The 16,047-nt window shown below is 67.4% G+C and carries 13 protein-coding genes; 3 read left to right on the top strand and 10 right to left on the bottom strand.

The annotated features are described in order from the left end of the window. Positions 1–862 (top strand): HNH endonuclease signature motif containing protein (locus tag ASG92_RS30080; RefSeq protein WP_240987256.1); only part of this gene is annotated, 862 nt, incomplete at its 5' end. Positions 863–1,130: 268 nt separating this feature from the next. On the opposite strand, the gene ASG92_RS22605 is transcribed toward ASG92_RS30080, so the two are convergent. Together ASG92_RS22605 and ASG92_RS22610 are read right to left on the bottom strand one after the other, a co-directional pair. Continuing rightward, a complete protein-coding gene (locus ASG92_RS22605; RefSeq protein ID WP_240987257.1) occupies positions 1,131–1,502 on the bottom strand; it encodes a hypothetical protein in 372 nt (123 codons plus the stop codon). A 71-nt stretch (positions 1,503–1,573) separates the two neighbouring features. Continuing rightward, the gene (locus ASG92_RS22610) at positions 1,574–3,472 is read right to left on the bottom strand and encodes a gamma-glutamyltransferase (protein ID WP_056633675.1); all 1,899 of its coding nucleotides are present in this window, start codon (positions 3,470–3,472) and stop codon (positions 1,574–1,576) included. Between the two features lie 256 nt (positions 3,473–3,728). Here ASG92_RS22610 and ASG92_RS22615 point away from each other — a divergent pair, with 256 nt between their 5' ends. Further along, positions 3,729–6,041, top strand: coding sequence for an FdhF/YdeP family oxidoreductase (locus ASG92_RS22615; protein ID WP_056633678.1), 2,313 nt, complete (start codon positions 3,729–3,731; stop codon positions 6,039–6,041). 131 nt (positions 6,042–6,172) lie between these two features. Here ASG92_RS22615 and ASG92_RS22620 read toward each other — a convergent pair whose 3' ends face one another. Continuing rightward, the gene (locus ASG92_RS22620; protein WP_200952055.1) at positions 6,173–8,785 is read right to left on the bottom strand and encodes a Tex family protein; all 2,613 of its coding nucleotides are present in this window, start codon (positions 8,783–8,785) and stop codon (positions 6,173–6,175) included. 142 nt (positions 8,786–8,927) lie between these two features. Here ASG92_RS22620 and ASG92_RS22625 point away from each other — a divergent pair, with 142 nt between their 5' ends. Then, positions 8,928–9,224 (top strand): hypothetical protein, encoded by a 297-nt coding sequence (locus ASG92_RS22625; RefSeq protein WP_056633683.1) that lies wholly within the window; start codon positions 8,928–8,930, stop codon positions 9,222–9,224. Between the two features lie 19 nt (positions 9,225–9,243). Here ASG92_RS22625 and ASG92_RS22630 read toward each other — a convergent pair whose 3' ends face one another. The 7 genes from ASG92_RS22630 to dhaL form a co-directional block, all read right to left on the bottom strand. Continuing rightward, positions 9,244–10,080 (bottom strand): triose-phosphate isomerase family protein, encoded by an 837-nt coding sequence (locus ASG92_RS22630; RefSeq protein ID WP_056633687.1) that lies wholly within the window; start codon positions 10,078–10,080, stop codon positions 9,244–9,246. A gap of 100 nt (positions 10,081–10,180) precedes the next feature. Further along, a complete protein-coding gene (locus tag ASG92_RS22635) occupies positions 10,181–11,536 on the bottom strand; it encodes an MFS transporter (protein ID WP_056633690.1) in 1,356 nt (451 codons plus the stop codon). Positions 11,537–11,636: 100 nt separating this feature from the next. Next, on the bottom strand, positions 11,637–11,801 hold the full coding sequence (locus tag ASG92_RS28645) for a hypothetical protein (RefSeq protein WP_157372406.1): 165 nt from the start codon (positions 11,799–11,801) through the stop codon (positions 11,637–11,639). An 11-nt stretch (positions 11,802–11,812) separates the two neighbouring features. Then, positions 11,813–12,580, bottom strand: coding sequence for an SDR family oxidoreductase (locus ASG92_RS22640; protein ID WP_056633693.1), 768 nt, complete (start codon positions 12,578–12,580; stop codon positions 11,813–11,815). Between the two features lie 142 nt (positions 12,581–12,722). After that, positions 12,723–13,691, bottom strand: coding sequence for a 3-hydroxyacyl-CoA dehydrogenase family protein (locus ASG92_RS22645; RefSeq protein ID WP_200952056.1), 969 nt, complete (start codon positions 13,689–13,691; stop codon positions 12,723–12,725). Between the two features lie 2 nt (positions 13,692–13,693). Further along, a complete protein-coding gene (locus tag ASG92_RS22650; protein ID WP_056633699.1) occupies positions 13,694–14,176 on the bottom strand; it encodes a ribose-5-phosphate isomerase in 483 nt (160 codons plus the stop codon). Then, positions 14,169–15,947: a dihydroxyacetone kinase subunit DhaL gene (gene dhaL / locus ASG92_RS22655; protein WP_056633702.1), complete on the bottom strand. Its 1,779-nt coding sequence runs from the start codon at positions 15,945–15,947 to the stop codon at positions 14,169–14,171. Before dhaL ends, ASG92_RS22650 begins: the two co-directional genes overlap by 8 nt. Positions 15,948–16,047 lie beyond the last annotated feature (100 nt).

Below are 16,047 nucleotides of genomic sequence, written 5' to 3' on the forward strand. Positions count from 1 at the left end.
CCCCCGCCGCGGACTCCACCACCTCGAAATCTTCGCCACCCCCGACCAATACGAACACCTCCTCACCGTCATGAACACCGCCACCAACCCCCGCACCCAACCACGTGCCGGCACCGACACAGAAAACGGCGGAGACAGCGGAGCCGATAACGCAGACGGTGCACTACCGGGGCCGGGGTTCGGTGCCGCGGCGGAAACCGCCGCCGCCGACGCACCCCTGGAACGCCGCACCCGGCCCCAGCAACTCCTCGACGGCCTCATCGGCGCCTGCAAGGCTGCACTGGCCACGGGAGGTTTGCCCGCCACCGGAGGACTCCGACCCCAGGTCATGGTCACCATCAGCTACCAGGACCTCCTCAACCGCCTCGAAACCACCGCAACCAACGGACCTCGCTACACCAGAGACACCCCGGACCAACCCTCGCTGCCAGGCACGACGGTGGGCACCGGAACGTTCACCTTCACCGGACCCGTCACCCCCGCCACCATCCGCAAAATCGCCTGCGACGCCGACATCATCCCCGTCCTCCTCGGCAGCGAAGGCCGCATCCTCGACATCGGCCGCACCACCAGAATCTTCCCGCCCCACATCCGCAAAGCCATCACCGCCCGCGACCACGGCTGCGCCTTCCCCAACTGCACCATCCCCGCCCCCTGGTGCGAAGCCCACCACACCACCTACTGGTCACACGGCGGACCCACCAGCACCGACAACGGCACCCTCCTCTGCACCCACCACCACCACCTCATCCACAAGGAACAATGGCAAATCCACATGCAAACCGGCATCCCCTGGTTCGTCCCCCCACCCCACATCGACCCAAACCAAACACCCCGCCGCAACCACCACCACCGAACATGAACACGCCCGGAAACCAACGGGCAGAACGGTCCGCGCAGCCCACCGGACACTGAAGCAGGCGAGGCGCGAAGGAAGCGCCCGCCGCGCGCTAAGAGTGTCTGAACAACGCTGGATCCCGTAGCCCAAGTCGCAGCAACCCTTGGCCGCAAGGCAGGCAGTCCGGGCATTTCACCGTCGCGCATTAAGCAACGCAGCGCCCGGACCCATTCAAGGAGTCCGGGCGCTGCGGAGTAGCTTCTCAATTCATCGCGTAAATTCATCGCGACGCTCAGGCGTCCTGCCAGCCGCGGCCTTCCAAGAACGTGGCCACGATGTTTCCCACGCCGGACTTAAGTGAGTTGCAGGGGTCCTCGTAAAGCGTCGCCTCAGCGGCGCGGCTGTGCATAATGAGCTGTTCGGCTTCAAGCTTCGCCTCAGGAACCGTAGCGCTAATGATGCCGGTGCGCGCCGGAAGTTCGGTCGTGTGGATTATTTCGGCGTCCGTTTCCGATAGCGGGATTGTGGTCCCGGTCTGGATCTCATCGTACGGAAACTCGAATTCGGCGTTGTCGGGTGCAGCGGGAACCGTGTACTCCAGAAAGTAAGTTATGCTGCCAGCCTTGCCGAAAGGCCGCACCCCCGAAACCCGCCGCGTCTGCACGCATAGATGTATCCGCGGCGAGCCAGGATCCCGCCGAGCCATGACTCCCGCGGACACAGAGGCTCCGGCGTTTATCGCCCTGCCGCGTATCCCTGGGCACCGCGCGGATTGGCGGCGGCCTTCAGCACCCCAGTTGCGGGATCACGGACGACGGCTGAGAGCCGGCCCAGCGTCCAGTCACCCGCCCGCGTGATCCGGTGCCCCCTGCGCTCGAGGCCCGCTATCACGTCGTCGCCCAGCCGGTCCTCGACGACGGCGCCGCCCGGCTCCCACGTCCGGGGCCAGAACGAGCCGGGCATCGACGTCGTATGGAACGCCGGGGCGTCGATCGCCTGCTGCGGCGTATATCCCCCAACGATCGTCCGGAGCAGGTACAGGAGCTGCCACTGATCCTGCTGGTCTCCGCCCGGTGAGCCAAGGGCGGTCACGGCAACGCCGTTGCGCAGCACCAGTGTTGGCGTCAGCGTGGTCCGGGGCCGCTTGCCCGGCGTGAGCGTGGACGGCGTTCCCTCTTCGAGCCAGGTCATCTGCAGCCGGGTGCCCAGGCAGAAGCCGAGCTCGGGTATCGCCGGCGAGGACTGCAGCCAGCCGCCGGACGGCGTGGCCGAGACCAAGTTGCCCCAGCGGTCCACGACGTCGATGTGGCACGTATCGCCGCGAGTCTCGCCTGTCGCCTCCACCGTGGGCTCGCCGAGCGTCGGTTCGCCAACACCGGGCATGCCAACACCGGCCCCGACGGAACGGCGTGACCCGCCGTCGGCGCGTGGACCGCCGTCGTCACCGGCGAGCGCCGGCGGCACATACTCGGTGCGCAATACAGGTACGAACGGCTCCCGGCCGGGAACCGTGCCTGGCCGGAACTCATGGGAGGCGTTCTCCGTGATCATCCCGCGGCGCGAAGCGGCGTATTCGGCCGACAGCAAGTAGTCCAGCGGAACGTCCGCGTCGCCGTAATATGCCTCGCGGTCTGCGAGCGCCAGCTTCTGCGCCTCCAGAATGGTGTGCGCGCCGAGTTCCGTGGACGGGTCGAGGCGGTCGTCGTCGAAACCGCTCAGGATGGCGAGTGTCTGCAGCAGGGCCGGACCCTGCCCCCAGGGTCCCGTCTTGGCGATGGTGTGGCCGCGGAATTCCAGTGTCGCCGCATCCTCATAGGAGGCACGGAATCCTGCCATGTCCGACATGGTCAGGACGCCGCGGTGATCCGTCCCCGACGAGTGGCGGTGCGGTGTCTGCACTGCCATGGCCACGGCGCGCGCCACGAAGCCCTCACTCCACTCGCGTCGGGCGGCGTCGATGCGGGCTTCACGCGTGTGCGCCGCGCTGTTCACCGCCTCGCCGATGCCCGCCCCCGCCTGCACGAGTCTCTGCAGGGTCCGGGCATGGGCCGGATTCCGGATCAGTTCCCCCTCCTCCGGAATCCGTCCGCCGGGCATCCACAACTCAGCGGACGTGGGCCAGTGCTCCCGGAACAGCCCGGCAACCGCGGAGATGGTGCTCTTTACCCGCGCCAACACCGGGTGCCCGTCCCGCGCGTACCCGATCGCGAAGTCCAGTACTTCCGCCACTTCCCACGACCCGTGGTCCCGCAAAAGTAAAAGCCAGGCGTCGACGGCGCCGGGTACTGCGGCGGCGAGCGCACCGGAGCCGGGAACGAGGTCGAGTCCTTCGGCCAGAAAGTGCTGCACCGTGGCGCCTGCAGGAGCCGGGCCCTGCCCCATCAGGATGACGGGTCTTCCCGGGTCCACGGCCGTGCTGAACACTCCCGTCATGTCCCCGCCCGGCCCGTTGAGGTGCGGCTCGACGACGTGCAGGACGAACGCGGCCGCCGTGGCGGCGTCGAAAGCGTTACCGCCACGTTCCAGAACCGCCTGGGCAGTGGCGGTGGCGAGCCAGTGCGTGGAGGCCGCCATGCCGAACGTTCCCTGCAGGGTGGGACGGGTGGTGAATGGGTCCGGCCGCGTGAAACTCATGGGCCCTACTGTAGCCACGCCGTCCCGCGCAGCCCGGGACCCCGCGCTGGCGAAAGTCCGGCTCAGCCAAACAACGCAGCCACGCGGGTGAGCGTTTGTATCACCCCTCGGCAAGCATGAGTCATCTCTCACTTGATGGCTGGAGCTGTCCGCCGAGCGGTAACAATTCAGCGATGAACGGTTCCGTCGAGGCCTTCGGGCGGTTAAATCGCCGAATAAGCTCGATTTCGCGACGGCTACCGGTCAGGATGAACTAATGAAACGCGGAGCTCCTGTCGATGACATCAATGAAGATGACCTGCTGGTCGGAAAACCCAAGAAATCAGCCGCCGGGCTGAAGGCGGTCGAAGTCGCCCTAGAACGCGGGATCGCCCAGGCGGGCGTTACCCGGACCATGCAGTCCCTGCTGCGCCTGAACCAGCGCGACGGCACAGACTGCCCGGGCTGTGCCTGGCCGGAGTCGCAAGGAACCCGCAAGCCGGCGGAGTTTTGCGAGAACGGCGCCAAGGCCGTCGCTGAGGAAAACACACTCCGCACCGTGACCCCGGAATTCTGGGCGAGGCACTCCATCGCGGAACTGGCCACCAAAACGGAGTACTGGCTGGGAAACCAGGGGCGCATCACCCATCCGATGGTCATCCGTCCCGGTGACACCCACTACTCCCCCATCGCGTGGCAGGAAGCCTTCGACCTCATCGGCGAGCACATCCGAGCCACCACTCCGGAGCGCACGGTCTTCTACACGTCCGGCCGGACCGCCAACGAAACGGCGTTCATGTACCAGCTGTTCGCCCGTTCCATCGGCACCAACAACCTGCCGGACTGCTCCAACATGTGCCACGAATCCTCGGGCAGCGCCCTGAACCCGACGATCGGGATCGGCAAGGGCACCGTATCCCTGGAGGACATCCACACGGCCGAACTGATTTTCGTGGTCGGGCAGAACCCGGGAACCAACCACCCGAGGATGCTTTCCGCGCTGGCTGACTGCAAGAGCAACGGCGGCAAGATCGTGGCCGTGAACCCCCTGCCGGAGGCGGGTCTCTTCAATTTCAAGGACCCGCAGTCGGTCTCCGGCGTCATCGGCAACGGCTCCTCGCTGGCCGACGAGTTCCTGCCCATCAAGGTGGGCGGCGACCTCGCGCTGTTCCAGGCGCTCGGCCACCTCCTGCTTGAAGAGGAAGAGCGGGTCCCGGGCTCGGTCGTCGACCACGAGTTCATCGCCACCAACACCGAAGGTTTCGCAGCGTACCGCGCAGCCCGCAAGGAGCTGGACTGGGCAGAAATCGAAACCGCCACCGGGTTGTCCCGGCTGCAGATTTCCACGGTTGCGCAGATGCTGGTCAAGTCCAAGGCGACCATCATCTGCTGGGCCCTGGGCCTCACCCAGCAGCCGCATTCGGTGGACACGATCAAGGAAATCATCAACGTCCTGCTGCTGCAGGGGAACTTCGGGAAGCCCGGCGCGGGCGCGTGCCCCGTCCGCGGCCACTCCAACGTCCAGGGCGACCGCACCATGGGCATCTGGGAAAAGCCCAAGGAATGGCTCCTCGCCGCCCTCGACCAGGAGTTCGGGATCGTCTCGCCGCGCGAGCACGGCCTTGATTCCGTGGAGACTGTGGAGGCTTTCGAGAACGACGACGTCGACGTCTTCGTTTCGATGGGCGGCAACTTTGCGCTGGCGTGCTCAGACACCGAAGTCCTGGAGGCCTCGATGCAGCGCGTCGGCCTGACGGTCCACATTTCAACGAAGCCGAACCGCTCCAACGTGATGCACGGCCAGACCTCGCTGATCCTGCCGACGCTCGGCCGGACCGACACCGACGACAAGCACCCTGGCGGCCGCCAGATCCTCTCGGTCGAGGATTCGATGTCCTGCGTGCACTCCACCCAGGGCCGGCTGACCCCCGTCTCCGAACACCTGCTGGCCGAACCCGTGATTGTGGCCCGCATGGCCGCAGCCACCTTGGGCCCGGAGCATGCCGTGGACTGGAAGGCGATGGCGGATGACTACGACGTGATCCGCGACCACATCTCCCGCGTGCTCCCGGGCTTCGAGGACTTCAACAAGCGACTCAGGACGAAGAACGGCTTCATCCTGCCGAACCCGCCGCGGGACACCCGCAGCTTCGCCACCGACATCGGCCAGGCGCGGTTTACCGTCAGCCCGCTGGAATACCTGAAGGCGCCCGAGGGACACCTGATTCTCCAGACCGTGCGCAGCCACGACCAGTACAACACCACGTTCTATGGCCAGGACGACCGCTACCGCGGCATCTCCAACGGCCGGCGCGTCATCCTCATCAACCAGGACGACGCCGCCGAGCTCGGCTTCCAGGACCGCGAGCTGGTTGACGTCGTCAGCACCTTCCAGGGCCAGGAACGCCGGGCGGACAAGTTCCGGTTGGTGTTCTACCCCACCCCCCGCGGGTGTGCAGCGGCCTACTTCCCGGAGGCCAACGCCCTGGTCCACCGTGAGCTGGTGGCCCGCGAGTCGAACACCCCCGGCTACAAGGCCATGACGGTCCGGTTCCTTCCGCATGAGGAGCAAGTCAGGCAGCTGAGCTGACCTCAACACCCACCTAAAGCGGCAACACCCAACTAAAGCGGCCATCACCCAACTAGAGCGGCCATCACAACTGAAGCGGCCGGCGGTCAAACCGCCGGCCGCTTCAGGCGCATCGTGTGCTTGCGCGGCCGCTACTTCGCGAGGCCGGCCCTCCGCAGCGCTTCCGCCATGGCGGTGTTCGCCGGGTTCGGCGCCTGCTTAGGAGACGCCTTCTGCGGGGCTGCCGCCTCGTTGCGGTTATTGCCTGCGGGACGTGCGCCGCGGGCGGGCGCACCGCCTTCACCGCCGGCGGCCCGTGCCGTACTGGCACCCTCACCCGCCTGGCGGCCACCGGCACCCTGGCGCCCGCCGGAAGATGCGCGGCCCGCGGAAGGTGCGCGTCCACCACCCGGCTGGCCGCCCCGACCAGGTGCGCGCCCGCCGGAAGGTGCCGGCTCGTCGTCGAGCCTCAGCGTGAGGGAGATGCGCTTGCGCTCGGGGTCCGCCTCGAGCACCTTCACCTTCACGACCTGGCCGGATTTCACCACCTCGCGCGGATCCGACACGAAGCGGTTGGCGAGCGCGGACACGTGGACCAGCCCGTCCTGGTGCACACCCACGTCCACAAACGCGCCGAACGCGGCAACGTTGGTGACGGTTCCCTCGAGCACCATGCCTGGCCTGAGGTCGGAGATCTTCTCGATCCCCTCCGAGAACGTGGCCGCCTTGAACGCCGGCCGCGGATCCCGTCCGGGCTTCTCCAGTTCGGCGATGATGTCGCGGACCGTGGGCAGGCCGAACGTGCCGTCCACGAAGTCCTCCGGGTTCAGGGCGCTGGCCGCGGCAAGCCCCGCCGGCGGCAGCCCTGCCTGGGACGGCCCACCTGCCTTGCCGGATGCAGCACTGGATACAGCCCCGGCCGCGGCCAGGATCTTCCGCGCCACCGAATACGCCTCCGGGTGCACGCTGGAGGCATCCAGCGGCTCGGCTCCCCCGGTGATCCGCAGGAACCCGGCGCACTGCTCAAACGCCTTGGCGCCCAGCCTCGGCACCTTCTTCAGGTCGCTGCGCTTGGCAAAGGGACCGTGTTCGTTCCGGTAGGCCACAATGTTTTCGCTCAACAGCGGCCCCACACCGGCCACGCGGCTCAGCAGCGCGGGCGATGCCGTGTTCACGTCCACTCCCACGGCATTCACGCAGTCCTCCACCACGGCATCCAGGCTGCGGTCCAGCTTGGCGGCCGTGACATCGTGCTGGTACTGCCCGACGCCGATCGACTTGGGGTCGATCTTCACGAGTTCCGCCAGCGGGTCCTGCAGACGCCGGGCAATGGACACGGCGCCGCGCAGGGACACGTCCATCCCCGGCAGTTCGGCCGCGGCCAGGGCTGATGCCGAGTACACGGATGCTCCGGCTTCGGACACCACGAGCTTCTGCGGCTTGGCAGCCACGCCGGCAGGCGCACCGGCAGCCGCATCTGTCCCAGCGGCCGCCTCCGCGGACAGCCGCTTGAGCAGTTCGGCCGCGAGCTTGTCCGTCTCACGCGATGCCGTGCCGTTGCCGATCGCCACGAGCTCGACGGCGTGCTTCCGCGCCAGACGTACGAGCGTCGCCAGGGCCTCGTCCCACTTGCGCGCCGGCGCGTGCGGATAGACGGTGTCCGTGGCCACCACCTTGCCCGTCCCGTCCACCACAGCCACCTTCACGCCGGTGCGCAGCCCCGGGTCCAGGCCAAGGGTGGCGCGGTTTCCCGCGGGGGCGGCCAGCAGCACGTCCCGCAGGTTGGCCGCGAAGACGCGGACGGCCTCGTCCTCCGCGGCGGCGAACATCCGCCCGCGCAGGTCCGCCGTCAGCCGTGCAAGCACCCTCGAGCGCCACGCCACCTGTGCGGTCTGCAGCAGCCAGCCGTCGGCGGGCCGGCCGCGGTCGGCAACCCCGAGGAACCTGGCCACCGCTGATTCGTAACGGGCGCGTGCGGCGGCGAGGGCGTCGTCGTCGGCCGGGTCCGCCTCGGCGAGGTCGAGCTCCAGGACGCCGTCCTTCTCGCCGCGCAGCAACGCCAGCACGCGGTGCGACGGCATCCCCGACGGTACCTGCGAAAACTCGAAGTAGTCGGCAAACTTCTGGCCCTCAGACTCCTTGCCCTTCTTCACGCGCGACGCCATCCGCCCCTGCGTCCACAGCCGCTCACGCAGCGTCTCGGCAAGGTCGGGATCCTGCGCGACGCGCTCCACGATGATGGCCCGCGCACCGGCGAGCGCGGAGGTCGAGTCCTCGATGGCGTGCTCGGCGTTCAGGTATTTCGTCGCCTCCCGCTCCGGATCCAGTTCGGGGCGCTTGAGCAGCGCATCCGCGAGCGGCTCCAGCCCTGCCTCGCGCGCAATCTGCGCCTTGGTGCGGCGCTTGGACTTGAAGGGCAGGTAGATGTCCTCCAGCCTGGACTTCGTCTCGGCACCGACGACGGCGGCGTGCAGTTCCGGCGTCAGCTTTCCCTGCGCGGCAATCGCCTCCAGGACGGCACGACGGCGGTCCTCCAGATCCCGGAGGTAGCGCAGGCGTTCGTCGAGCTCGCGGAGCTGGGTATCGTCCAGCGTCCCGGTGGCTTCCTTGCGGTACCGGGCGATGAAGGGAACGGTGGATCCGCCGTCGAGCAGTTCCACGGCGGCCTTCACCTGCCAGGCTTTGACGCCGAGCTCGGCGGCGATCTGGGCAGCGATGTGGGCGGCGGCTTGGTCGGCAGAGTGGTCAGCAATAGGGTTGGACACTCTTGCTGGCGAGGGCACGGAAGGGGGCTGCGGGAATTGGGTCACCAGATCATTTTGCCTCACCAACGCGCTCTACCCACGGCCGGGCTTAAGTGGTGTAGTGGCTGTAGGCAGCGGAAGTCCTCGGCATAGGCGGCGCATCATGCAGGAATTGCTGATCATTCTCCAGGACGGCTTCAACGGGGACGAAGTCGCCATCACGGTCAACGGCAAGGAGGCCCGGTACGACCGCGACGTCACCACCCGGGCGCTCCTGGGAATGGCCGAGGAAGTGTCCGTGGAACTGCCCGCAAAAGGCGCCACGGTGGGCGTCGAAGTCACCAGCCGGAACCTCAGCGCCGAGAAGAAGCTTCACGGGCGGCCGCGCAGCCTCCTGGTGTCCATCGAGGACGGCGAACTGGTGCTCAGCGAAGGGACCGGGCGCGAGGCGTTCCTCTGAAACACTTAGCGCATGGGCCTCAGCGCTTTGGGGCCTCGGACAATGACAGCGCCTCGTCCAGCACTTTGCCGAAGTTCGCGGCGTCGTGCGCGAAGCGGCCCAGGAACAGGCCCGACACGCCCTCAAGCGTAGGCAGCAGCCCGGGTTTCGCGGAGCCTCCGTAGATGACCGGCAGTTCCTGCAAACCGGGGCCGCCGTCCACGGGGTGGGCGGCCAGCAGTTCGCGCAGGGAACGCACGACGGCGGACACGTACGCCGCGCTGGCCGGCTCGGCAGCGCCGATGGCCCAGACGGGCTCATAGGCGATGACCAGCCGGGACGCGAGGTCCCAGTCGCCGCTGACCGCGGCCTCAATCTGTCCGTGCACAACCGCGGCGGCCGCTTCGGCGCTGCCAGCGGGATCGGCGTCCGCAGCCGGTGCGGCCTCCTCCCCGACGCACAGCAGCGGGGTGACTCCGGCGCCGTCGGCCGCCTTGACCTTGAGCGCAACCATGGCGTCGTCCTCGCCGAAGTGCCGGCGCCGTTCGGCGTGGCCGATTTCGACGAGCCGGACGGCCAGCTCTGCAAGGAGCGACGGCGACACTTCCCCGGTCCACGGGCCGTCCGCCCAGCCGCAGTTCTGCGCTCCGAGGATCAGCGGCGAGCCGGCAATGAACTCGCCGGCCGCCGGCAGCACGGGAAAGGACGGGATGACGAACGGGACCACCCGCCCTGCCGCGAGGGCCGGACGGGCATCCACTTCATGCCGCAGCTCGCCCAGCCAGCGCAGGCTGTCCCGGTAGCCGAGGTACATCTTGGTGCTGACTCCGACGTAAATGGTTCCGGCGTCGGTGCCGGCTGGGCCGGGCTGCGTCATGTGGTTTCCTGCCGTTTCGTTTCTTGGACTGACATTCCTGGACTGACATCGGTGCCCGATCGAGAATCTCGATCGGGCACCAGCCAGCCTGTTGCCGTGCCTACTTTTCCAGGAGTTCGTCGGCTTTGTTCCGGAACTTCCGGGTACCGAACATCATGGCTGCTGCGAGGAACGGCAGCACACCAAGGGCATACACACCCATGGTTCCGGTGTCCGATGCGGTGACCTGGTTGACCGTGGTCCGCAGGATCGGGGCCACGAAGCCGCCCAGGTTACCGAGCGAGTTGATGAGTCCGATGCCGGCCGCGGCTGCGGTTCCGGTGAGGAACGCCGTCGGGTAGGACCAGGCGATGGGACCGATCGAGAGGAAGCTGCAGACCGCCAGCGAAATGAAGACGATGCCCAGCGCCGGGACGTGGTTGGCGCCGGCCCAGGCCGAGCCGAAGATGCAGAGGCCGGTGGAGATGAACAGCCCGGTGCCCCAGACACGGCGGCGGACCACCGTGTTTGCCGCCTTGCCGATGAAGTAGCAGGCGAAGATGCCGAAGAACCACGGGATGGCCGCCATGAGGCCGACGGCGAGGCCCACCTTCTGGCCGGTCAGCTGCGCCACCTGCTGCGGGAGGTAGAACGTCACGCCGTAAACAGCGATCTGGAGGCAGAAGTAGATCACCGTGAAGTACCAGACCTTGCCGTTCTTCATGGCCGCGAGCACGCCACGGGGACCCGTTTCTTCCTTGACGGTGTCCTCAAGGGCCATGACGTCAAGCAGTGCCTTCTTCTCGTCCTTGTTCAGGAACTTGGCGTCCTGCGGGCTGTTGATGAGGAAGAAGTAGGCGGCAACACCGGCGAGCACGGCCAGCATGCCCTCGACGAAGAACATGACCTGCCAGCCCTGGACGCCGGGGACCTGGTCGCCGATGTTGATCAGCCAGCCGGACAGCGGTGCGCCCATCATCTGGGAGAACGGCTGGGCCAGGTAGAAGATGGCGAACATCTTGACGCGGACCTTGTTCGGGAACCAGGCCGCCAGGAACATGATGACGCCCGGGAACAGCCCGGCCTCGGTCACACCGAGCAGGAACCGCAGGATGATGAACGAAGTTTCGCCCTGGACGAAGGCGAAGCAGGCCGAGACGATGCCCCAGGTGATGGCGATACGTGCCAGCCAGACCTTGGCGCCGAACTTGGTCAGCAGGAGGTTGGACGGGATCTCGAACAGGGCGTAGCCGATGAAGAAGATGCCCGCGCCGAGGGCATACGCGCCGGCGGTGATGCCCTTGTCCACGCCGAGGGCTGCCTCGGCGAAGCCCACGTTGGTGCGGTCCAGGAAGGCCACGACGTAGAGGATGACGAGCATCGGCATGAGCCGGAAGGACGCCTTGGAGATGGCCGATTTGAGAATCGGCGAGTCCAGCAGCTCCTTGGTGGTGGACGTCGTTGTTGTGACAGTCATTCAAACTCCTCGTTGAGTAAGTCAGTGAGCAAATCAGGAGGGCAAATCGATGAGACCGATTCGGTGCGGATCAGTCAGGTAAATCAGTGGAGCGCCGCCCTCAAAGCGAGAACGCAATGAGCAGTACGCCGACCAGGCTGGCGAGGACGCCGACGGCCAGGTAGATCTTCCGTTCCCTGGTCCACGAGCTGAATCCGGCGGCGACTGCCTGGGTGCTGGCCGGGCGGGCGCTTGCCGCCCGGGCGTGGTGGCTGTTCTGGGCCATGGTGGTCCTTCCTAGTGCATGTAGAGTCCGCCGTCCACATTCAGCGTCTGGCCGGAGATGTATCCGGCGTCCTCGCTGATGAGGAAGGCGATGGCTGCTGCGATGTCGCGGGGGGAGCCGACGCGGTTGACCACGAGGTCCTTGGTGAGTTCGTCCTTCCGTTCCTGGCTCAGGGTGCCGCCCATGATGTCGGTGTCGACGGGGCCCGGAGAGATGGCGTTAACCGTGATGTCGTACTCCCCCAGCTCGCGGGCGGTGGAGCGGGTCAGGCCGATCACACCGGCCTTCGCCACGGAGTACGGGGTCTTGGAGAACGTTCCGCCGCCGCGCTGGGCGGAGACGTAGGAGATGTTTACGATGCGTCCGATCCGGTTCTTCACCATGGACTCGGCGACGCGGCGCGTGGCGTAGTGGACGCCGTTGAGGTTGATGTTGAGCACGCGGTCCCACTCGGCGGCGTCAAGGTCCAGGTAAGGGACGGGCGAGCTGACGCCGGCCACGTTGGCGAGCGCGACGATCTGGGGAAGCTCCGCCTCGATCGAGTCGATCGCGGCACGGACCGAAGCCTCGTCGGCCACGTTGGCGCCGGCGCCGTGGGCCTTCACCCCGTGCTGTTCCGCTATTTCCTTGGCTGTGGCCCGGCACAGGGCGTCGTCGAGGTCGATGATGCCGATGTTCCAGCCCTGCTCGGCGAGGTAGTTGGCCGTGGCCCGGCCGATCCCGCGCTCGGAGACGGCTCCGGTGACGATGGCGGTGCGTTCTGACGGAAAAATGCTCATTAATAGGCTCCTAGGTTGTGGCGAAGGACAAAGCGGGCAGGCAGCAACAGTCACTGCCCGGCAAGGAACGGGCAGTGACTGACGCATTTTTGAGGGTCCGGATCAGAGGGCCCGGACCAGTGGATTGTTAGTTGATCGGCGCTCAGTTGATGGGCGCCGGGCCGAGGTCCTCGATGAGCTTCTGCATCGCCACGTAGGCCTTGTTGCGGTAGGCGATCAGCTCGGGCGTGCGCTCGGCCGGGACATTCAGGAAGCCTGCGCCGGTCTTGGTGCCGAGCTTGCCTGCCTCAACGAGGTCCGTGAGGATCTTGGGCGTGGCGAAGCGCTCGGGGAAGTCGGTCTGCAGGGACTTGTAGCAGAAGTTGTAGACGTCCAGGCCGGCCATGTCGGCGATGGCGAACGGGCCGAAGAACGGGAGCCGGAAGCCGAAGGTGGTGCGGACCAGGGTGTCGACGTCCTCCGCCGTCGCAATGCCCTGTTCCACCAGCTGCGCGGCCTCGTGGAACAGCGCGTACTGCAGGCGGTTCAGCACGAATCCGGTGACGTCCTTGACCACGGCGGTCTGCTTGTTGGCGGCGTGGACGAGGTCGCGAACGGCGCCCACGGTCTCGGCCGAGGTGCCTGCGTGGGGGATGATCTCCACGCCCGGGATGAACGGCGACGGGTTGGAGAAGTGCACGCCCAGGAAGCGTTCCGGGTTGGTGACCGGTTCGGACAGGTCCGCGATGGAGATGGTGGAGGTGTTGGAACCGATGATCGCGTCAGGACGGGCGGCGGCGCTGATGCGGGCCAGCGTCTGGTGCTTGATCTCGATGACCTCGGGCACGGCCTCCTCGATGAAGTCGGCGTCCGCCACGGCCTCCTCGATGTCCTTCGCAGCCCAGAGGTTCTGCTTCAGGATCTCGGTGGATCCCACCGGGAACAGGCCGTCGGCTACGAACTGGTCGGATTCGGTGAGCAGCCGCTCGTAGTTCTTCTGCGCCACTTCGGCGGACACGTCGGCCAGGGCAACGCGTGCGCCGCCAAGGGCCAGGACCTGCGCGATGCCGCCGCCCATGTATCCCGATCCGACGACGGCAATCTTGCGCGAGCTGCTGGGTGTTTCTGTCATGGTCAGTCAGCCTTCGTGTAGTCGGGTTCGTAGGAGCAGATGGCCTCCACCTTGGCGGCCGAGGACGAGTTCTCGTCGAAGCGGTGCCCGAGCCATTCGCCCACGAGCTTCTTGGCGAGCTCCAGGCCGATCACGCGCTGGCCCAGGGTGAGGACCTGGGCGTTGTTGCTCAGGACGGAGCGTTCCACGGAGTAGCTGTCGTGTGCGGTGACGGCACGGATTCCGGGTACCTTGTTGGCCGCGATGGCCACGCCGAGCCCGGTGCCGCAGATCAGCAGCGCGCGGTCGGCCTCGCCCTCGGCCACTTTGCGGGCGGCGTTGACGGCGACGTGCGGGTAGGCGGTGGAATCGTTGGCGCCCACGCCGATGTCCAGCACCGATGCCACGCGGCTGTCTGCCTCCAGCAGGGCCTTCAGCGCTTCCTTGTATTCGACGCCGGCCTCATCGTTGCCGATGACAATGCGCCAGCCTGCGGTGTCAGTCATTTTTTGCTCCATTTCCGGCCGCTGCGGCCAGCTTAGAATTGTCGGCGCCCGGGGTCCCGGCGCCGGATTCGATGTACGTGGCGATCCGCTCGGTGATCAGCCCGAAGGAGACTGCGCCGGGATCGGGGTGGCCGAGGCTCTTTTCGGCCAGGGGGCGGGCCCGGCCTTTGAGGGGGCGAAGGTCCGCAGTCTGCCGGGCGGCTTCCGTTGCTGCGGCAGCGGCTTCGGCGAGGGCGCTGCCCAAGGAGGCGCCGCCGTCGGACGCTTTCAGGAAGGCGTCCCGGAACGGCAGGAGCGCGTCAACCATGGTCTTGTCCCCCGGTTCCGCCTTGCCGAGTTCGGTGATGGCGTCCGTGAACGCCGTGACGGCGGCTGCCGCGTCCGCGGCCTGGTACGACTCGCGGTTGCCCAGGGCCAGGCCCGCGGCGATCACGGCGGATCCCCACAGCGCCCCGGAGGTTCCGCCGGCGCGCTCGCTCCACGCTTCGCCGGCCTCGGTGAGGACGCGTTCAACCGAGGCTCCGGCCGCCGCGTTCTGCTCGCCCGCGGCCGTTGCGGCGTCAACACCGCGGCGCATGCCGATGCCGTGGTCGCCGTCGCCGGCGATGGCGTCCAGGTTGCCGAGTTCCTCTTCATGTTCGACGACGACGTCCCGCACCTGGGCGAGCACGGCGGCTGCCAGCCGGCCCAGGTCGGCGGACGCCGCGGTGGCCTTCTCGGTCTCTTCGGCTGCCGCGGCTTCGGGTCCGGCCATTTCGCGGCGGGCACGCGGTGCGAGGTTGCCCTTGCGGTACGCCGGGGTGTCAGCCGGGGCCGCCCAGAACTGCTCGAGTTCGTCGTCGAGCCACAGGAGGGTGAGCGAGAGTCCGGACATGTCCAGGCTCGTGACCAGCTCGCCGCATTCCGGCTCCACCAGGGTCAGGCCGGCCTTGCTGAGGAGCTTTTCGACCTTGCCGAACAGGAGGAACAGTTCGTCGTACTTGACCGTGCCCAGGCCGTTGACGATCGCCACCACGCGGTCACCGGCGTCTTCGGGCTTGTCCGCCAGGAGGCGGGAGACCAGCAGCTCGGCCAGTTCGGAGGCGGTGGGCATCGGGTGTTCGGAGATGCCGGGCTCGCCGTGGATGCCCAGGCCCAGGGACATCTGGCCGGCCGGCACCTGGAAGAGCGGCTCGGAGGCGCCGGGCAGCGTGCAGCCGCCGAAGGCCACGCCCAGGGAGCGGGTGCGCTGGTTGGTCTTGATGGCCAGCCGTTCCACCTCGTCCAGGTCCAGGCCGGCCTCGGCTGCGGCGCCTGCGATCTTGAAGACCGTGAGGTCACCGGCGATGCCGCGGCGCTTTTCGATCTGGTCCAGCGGGGCGCTGGCGATGTCGTCGGTGACCAGCACGGTGCGGGTCTCGATGCCTTCGGCGTTGAGCCGCAGCTGGGCCTGGCCGAAGTGCAGGACGTCGCCGGCGTAGTTGCCGTAGCTGAGGAGCACTCCGCCGCCGGCGTTGGCGGCCTTGGCCACGCGGTAGACCTGCCCGGCGGCGGGCGAGGCGAACATGTTGCCGCAGGCGGAGGCTGCGGCCAGGCCCGGGCCGACGAGTCCGGCGAAGGCCGGGTAGTGTCCCGAGCCGCCGCCGATCACGAGTGCCACCTGGCCGGGGGTCATTTCGGTGGAGCGGACGACGCCGCCGTCCACGCGGGCAACATAGCCGCGGTTGGCAGCCACGAAGCCGTCCAGCGCCTCATCCGCGAAATCAGCGGGATTGTCGAAGATCTGGGTCATGGTTCCTCATTGAATCCGAGTTGGGTTGATCAGTTCTGGTGGGCTCCGGTGGGAACCTGACTTCCGGAGGGCCCCGGGATGGCGGCCGTCCGAGCGCTGC

The sequence above is a fragment of the Arthrobacter sp. Soil736 genome, from assembly GCF_001428005.1.
Lineage (GTDB): Bacteria > Actinomycetota > Actinomycetes > Actinomycetales > Micrococcaceae > Arthrobacter.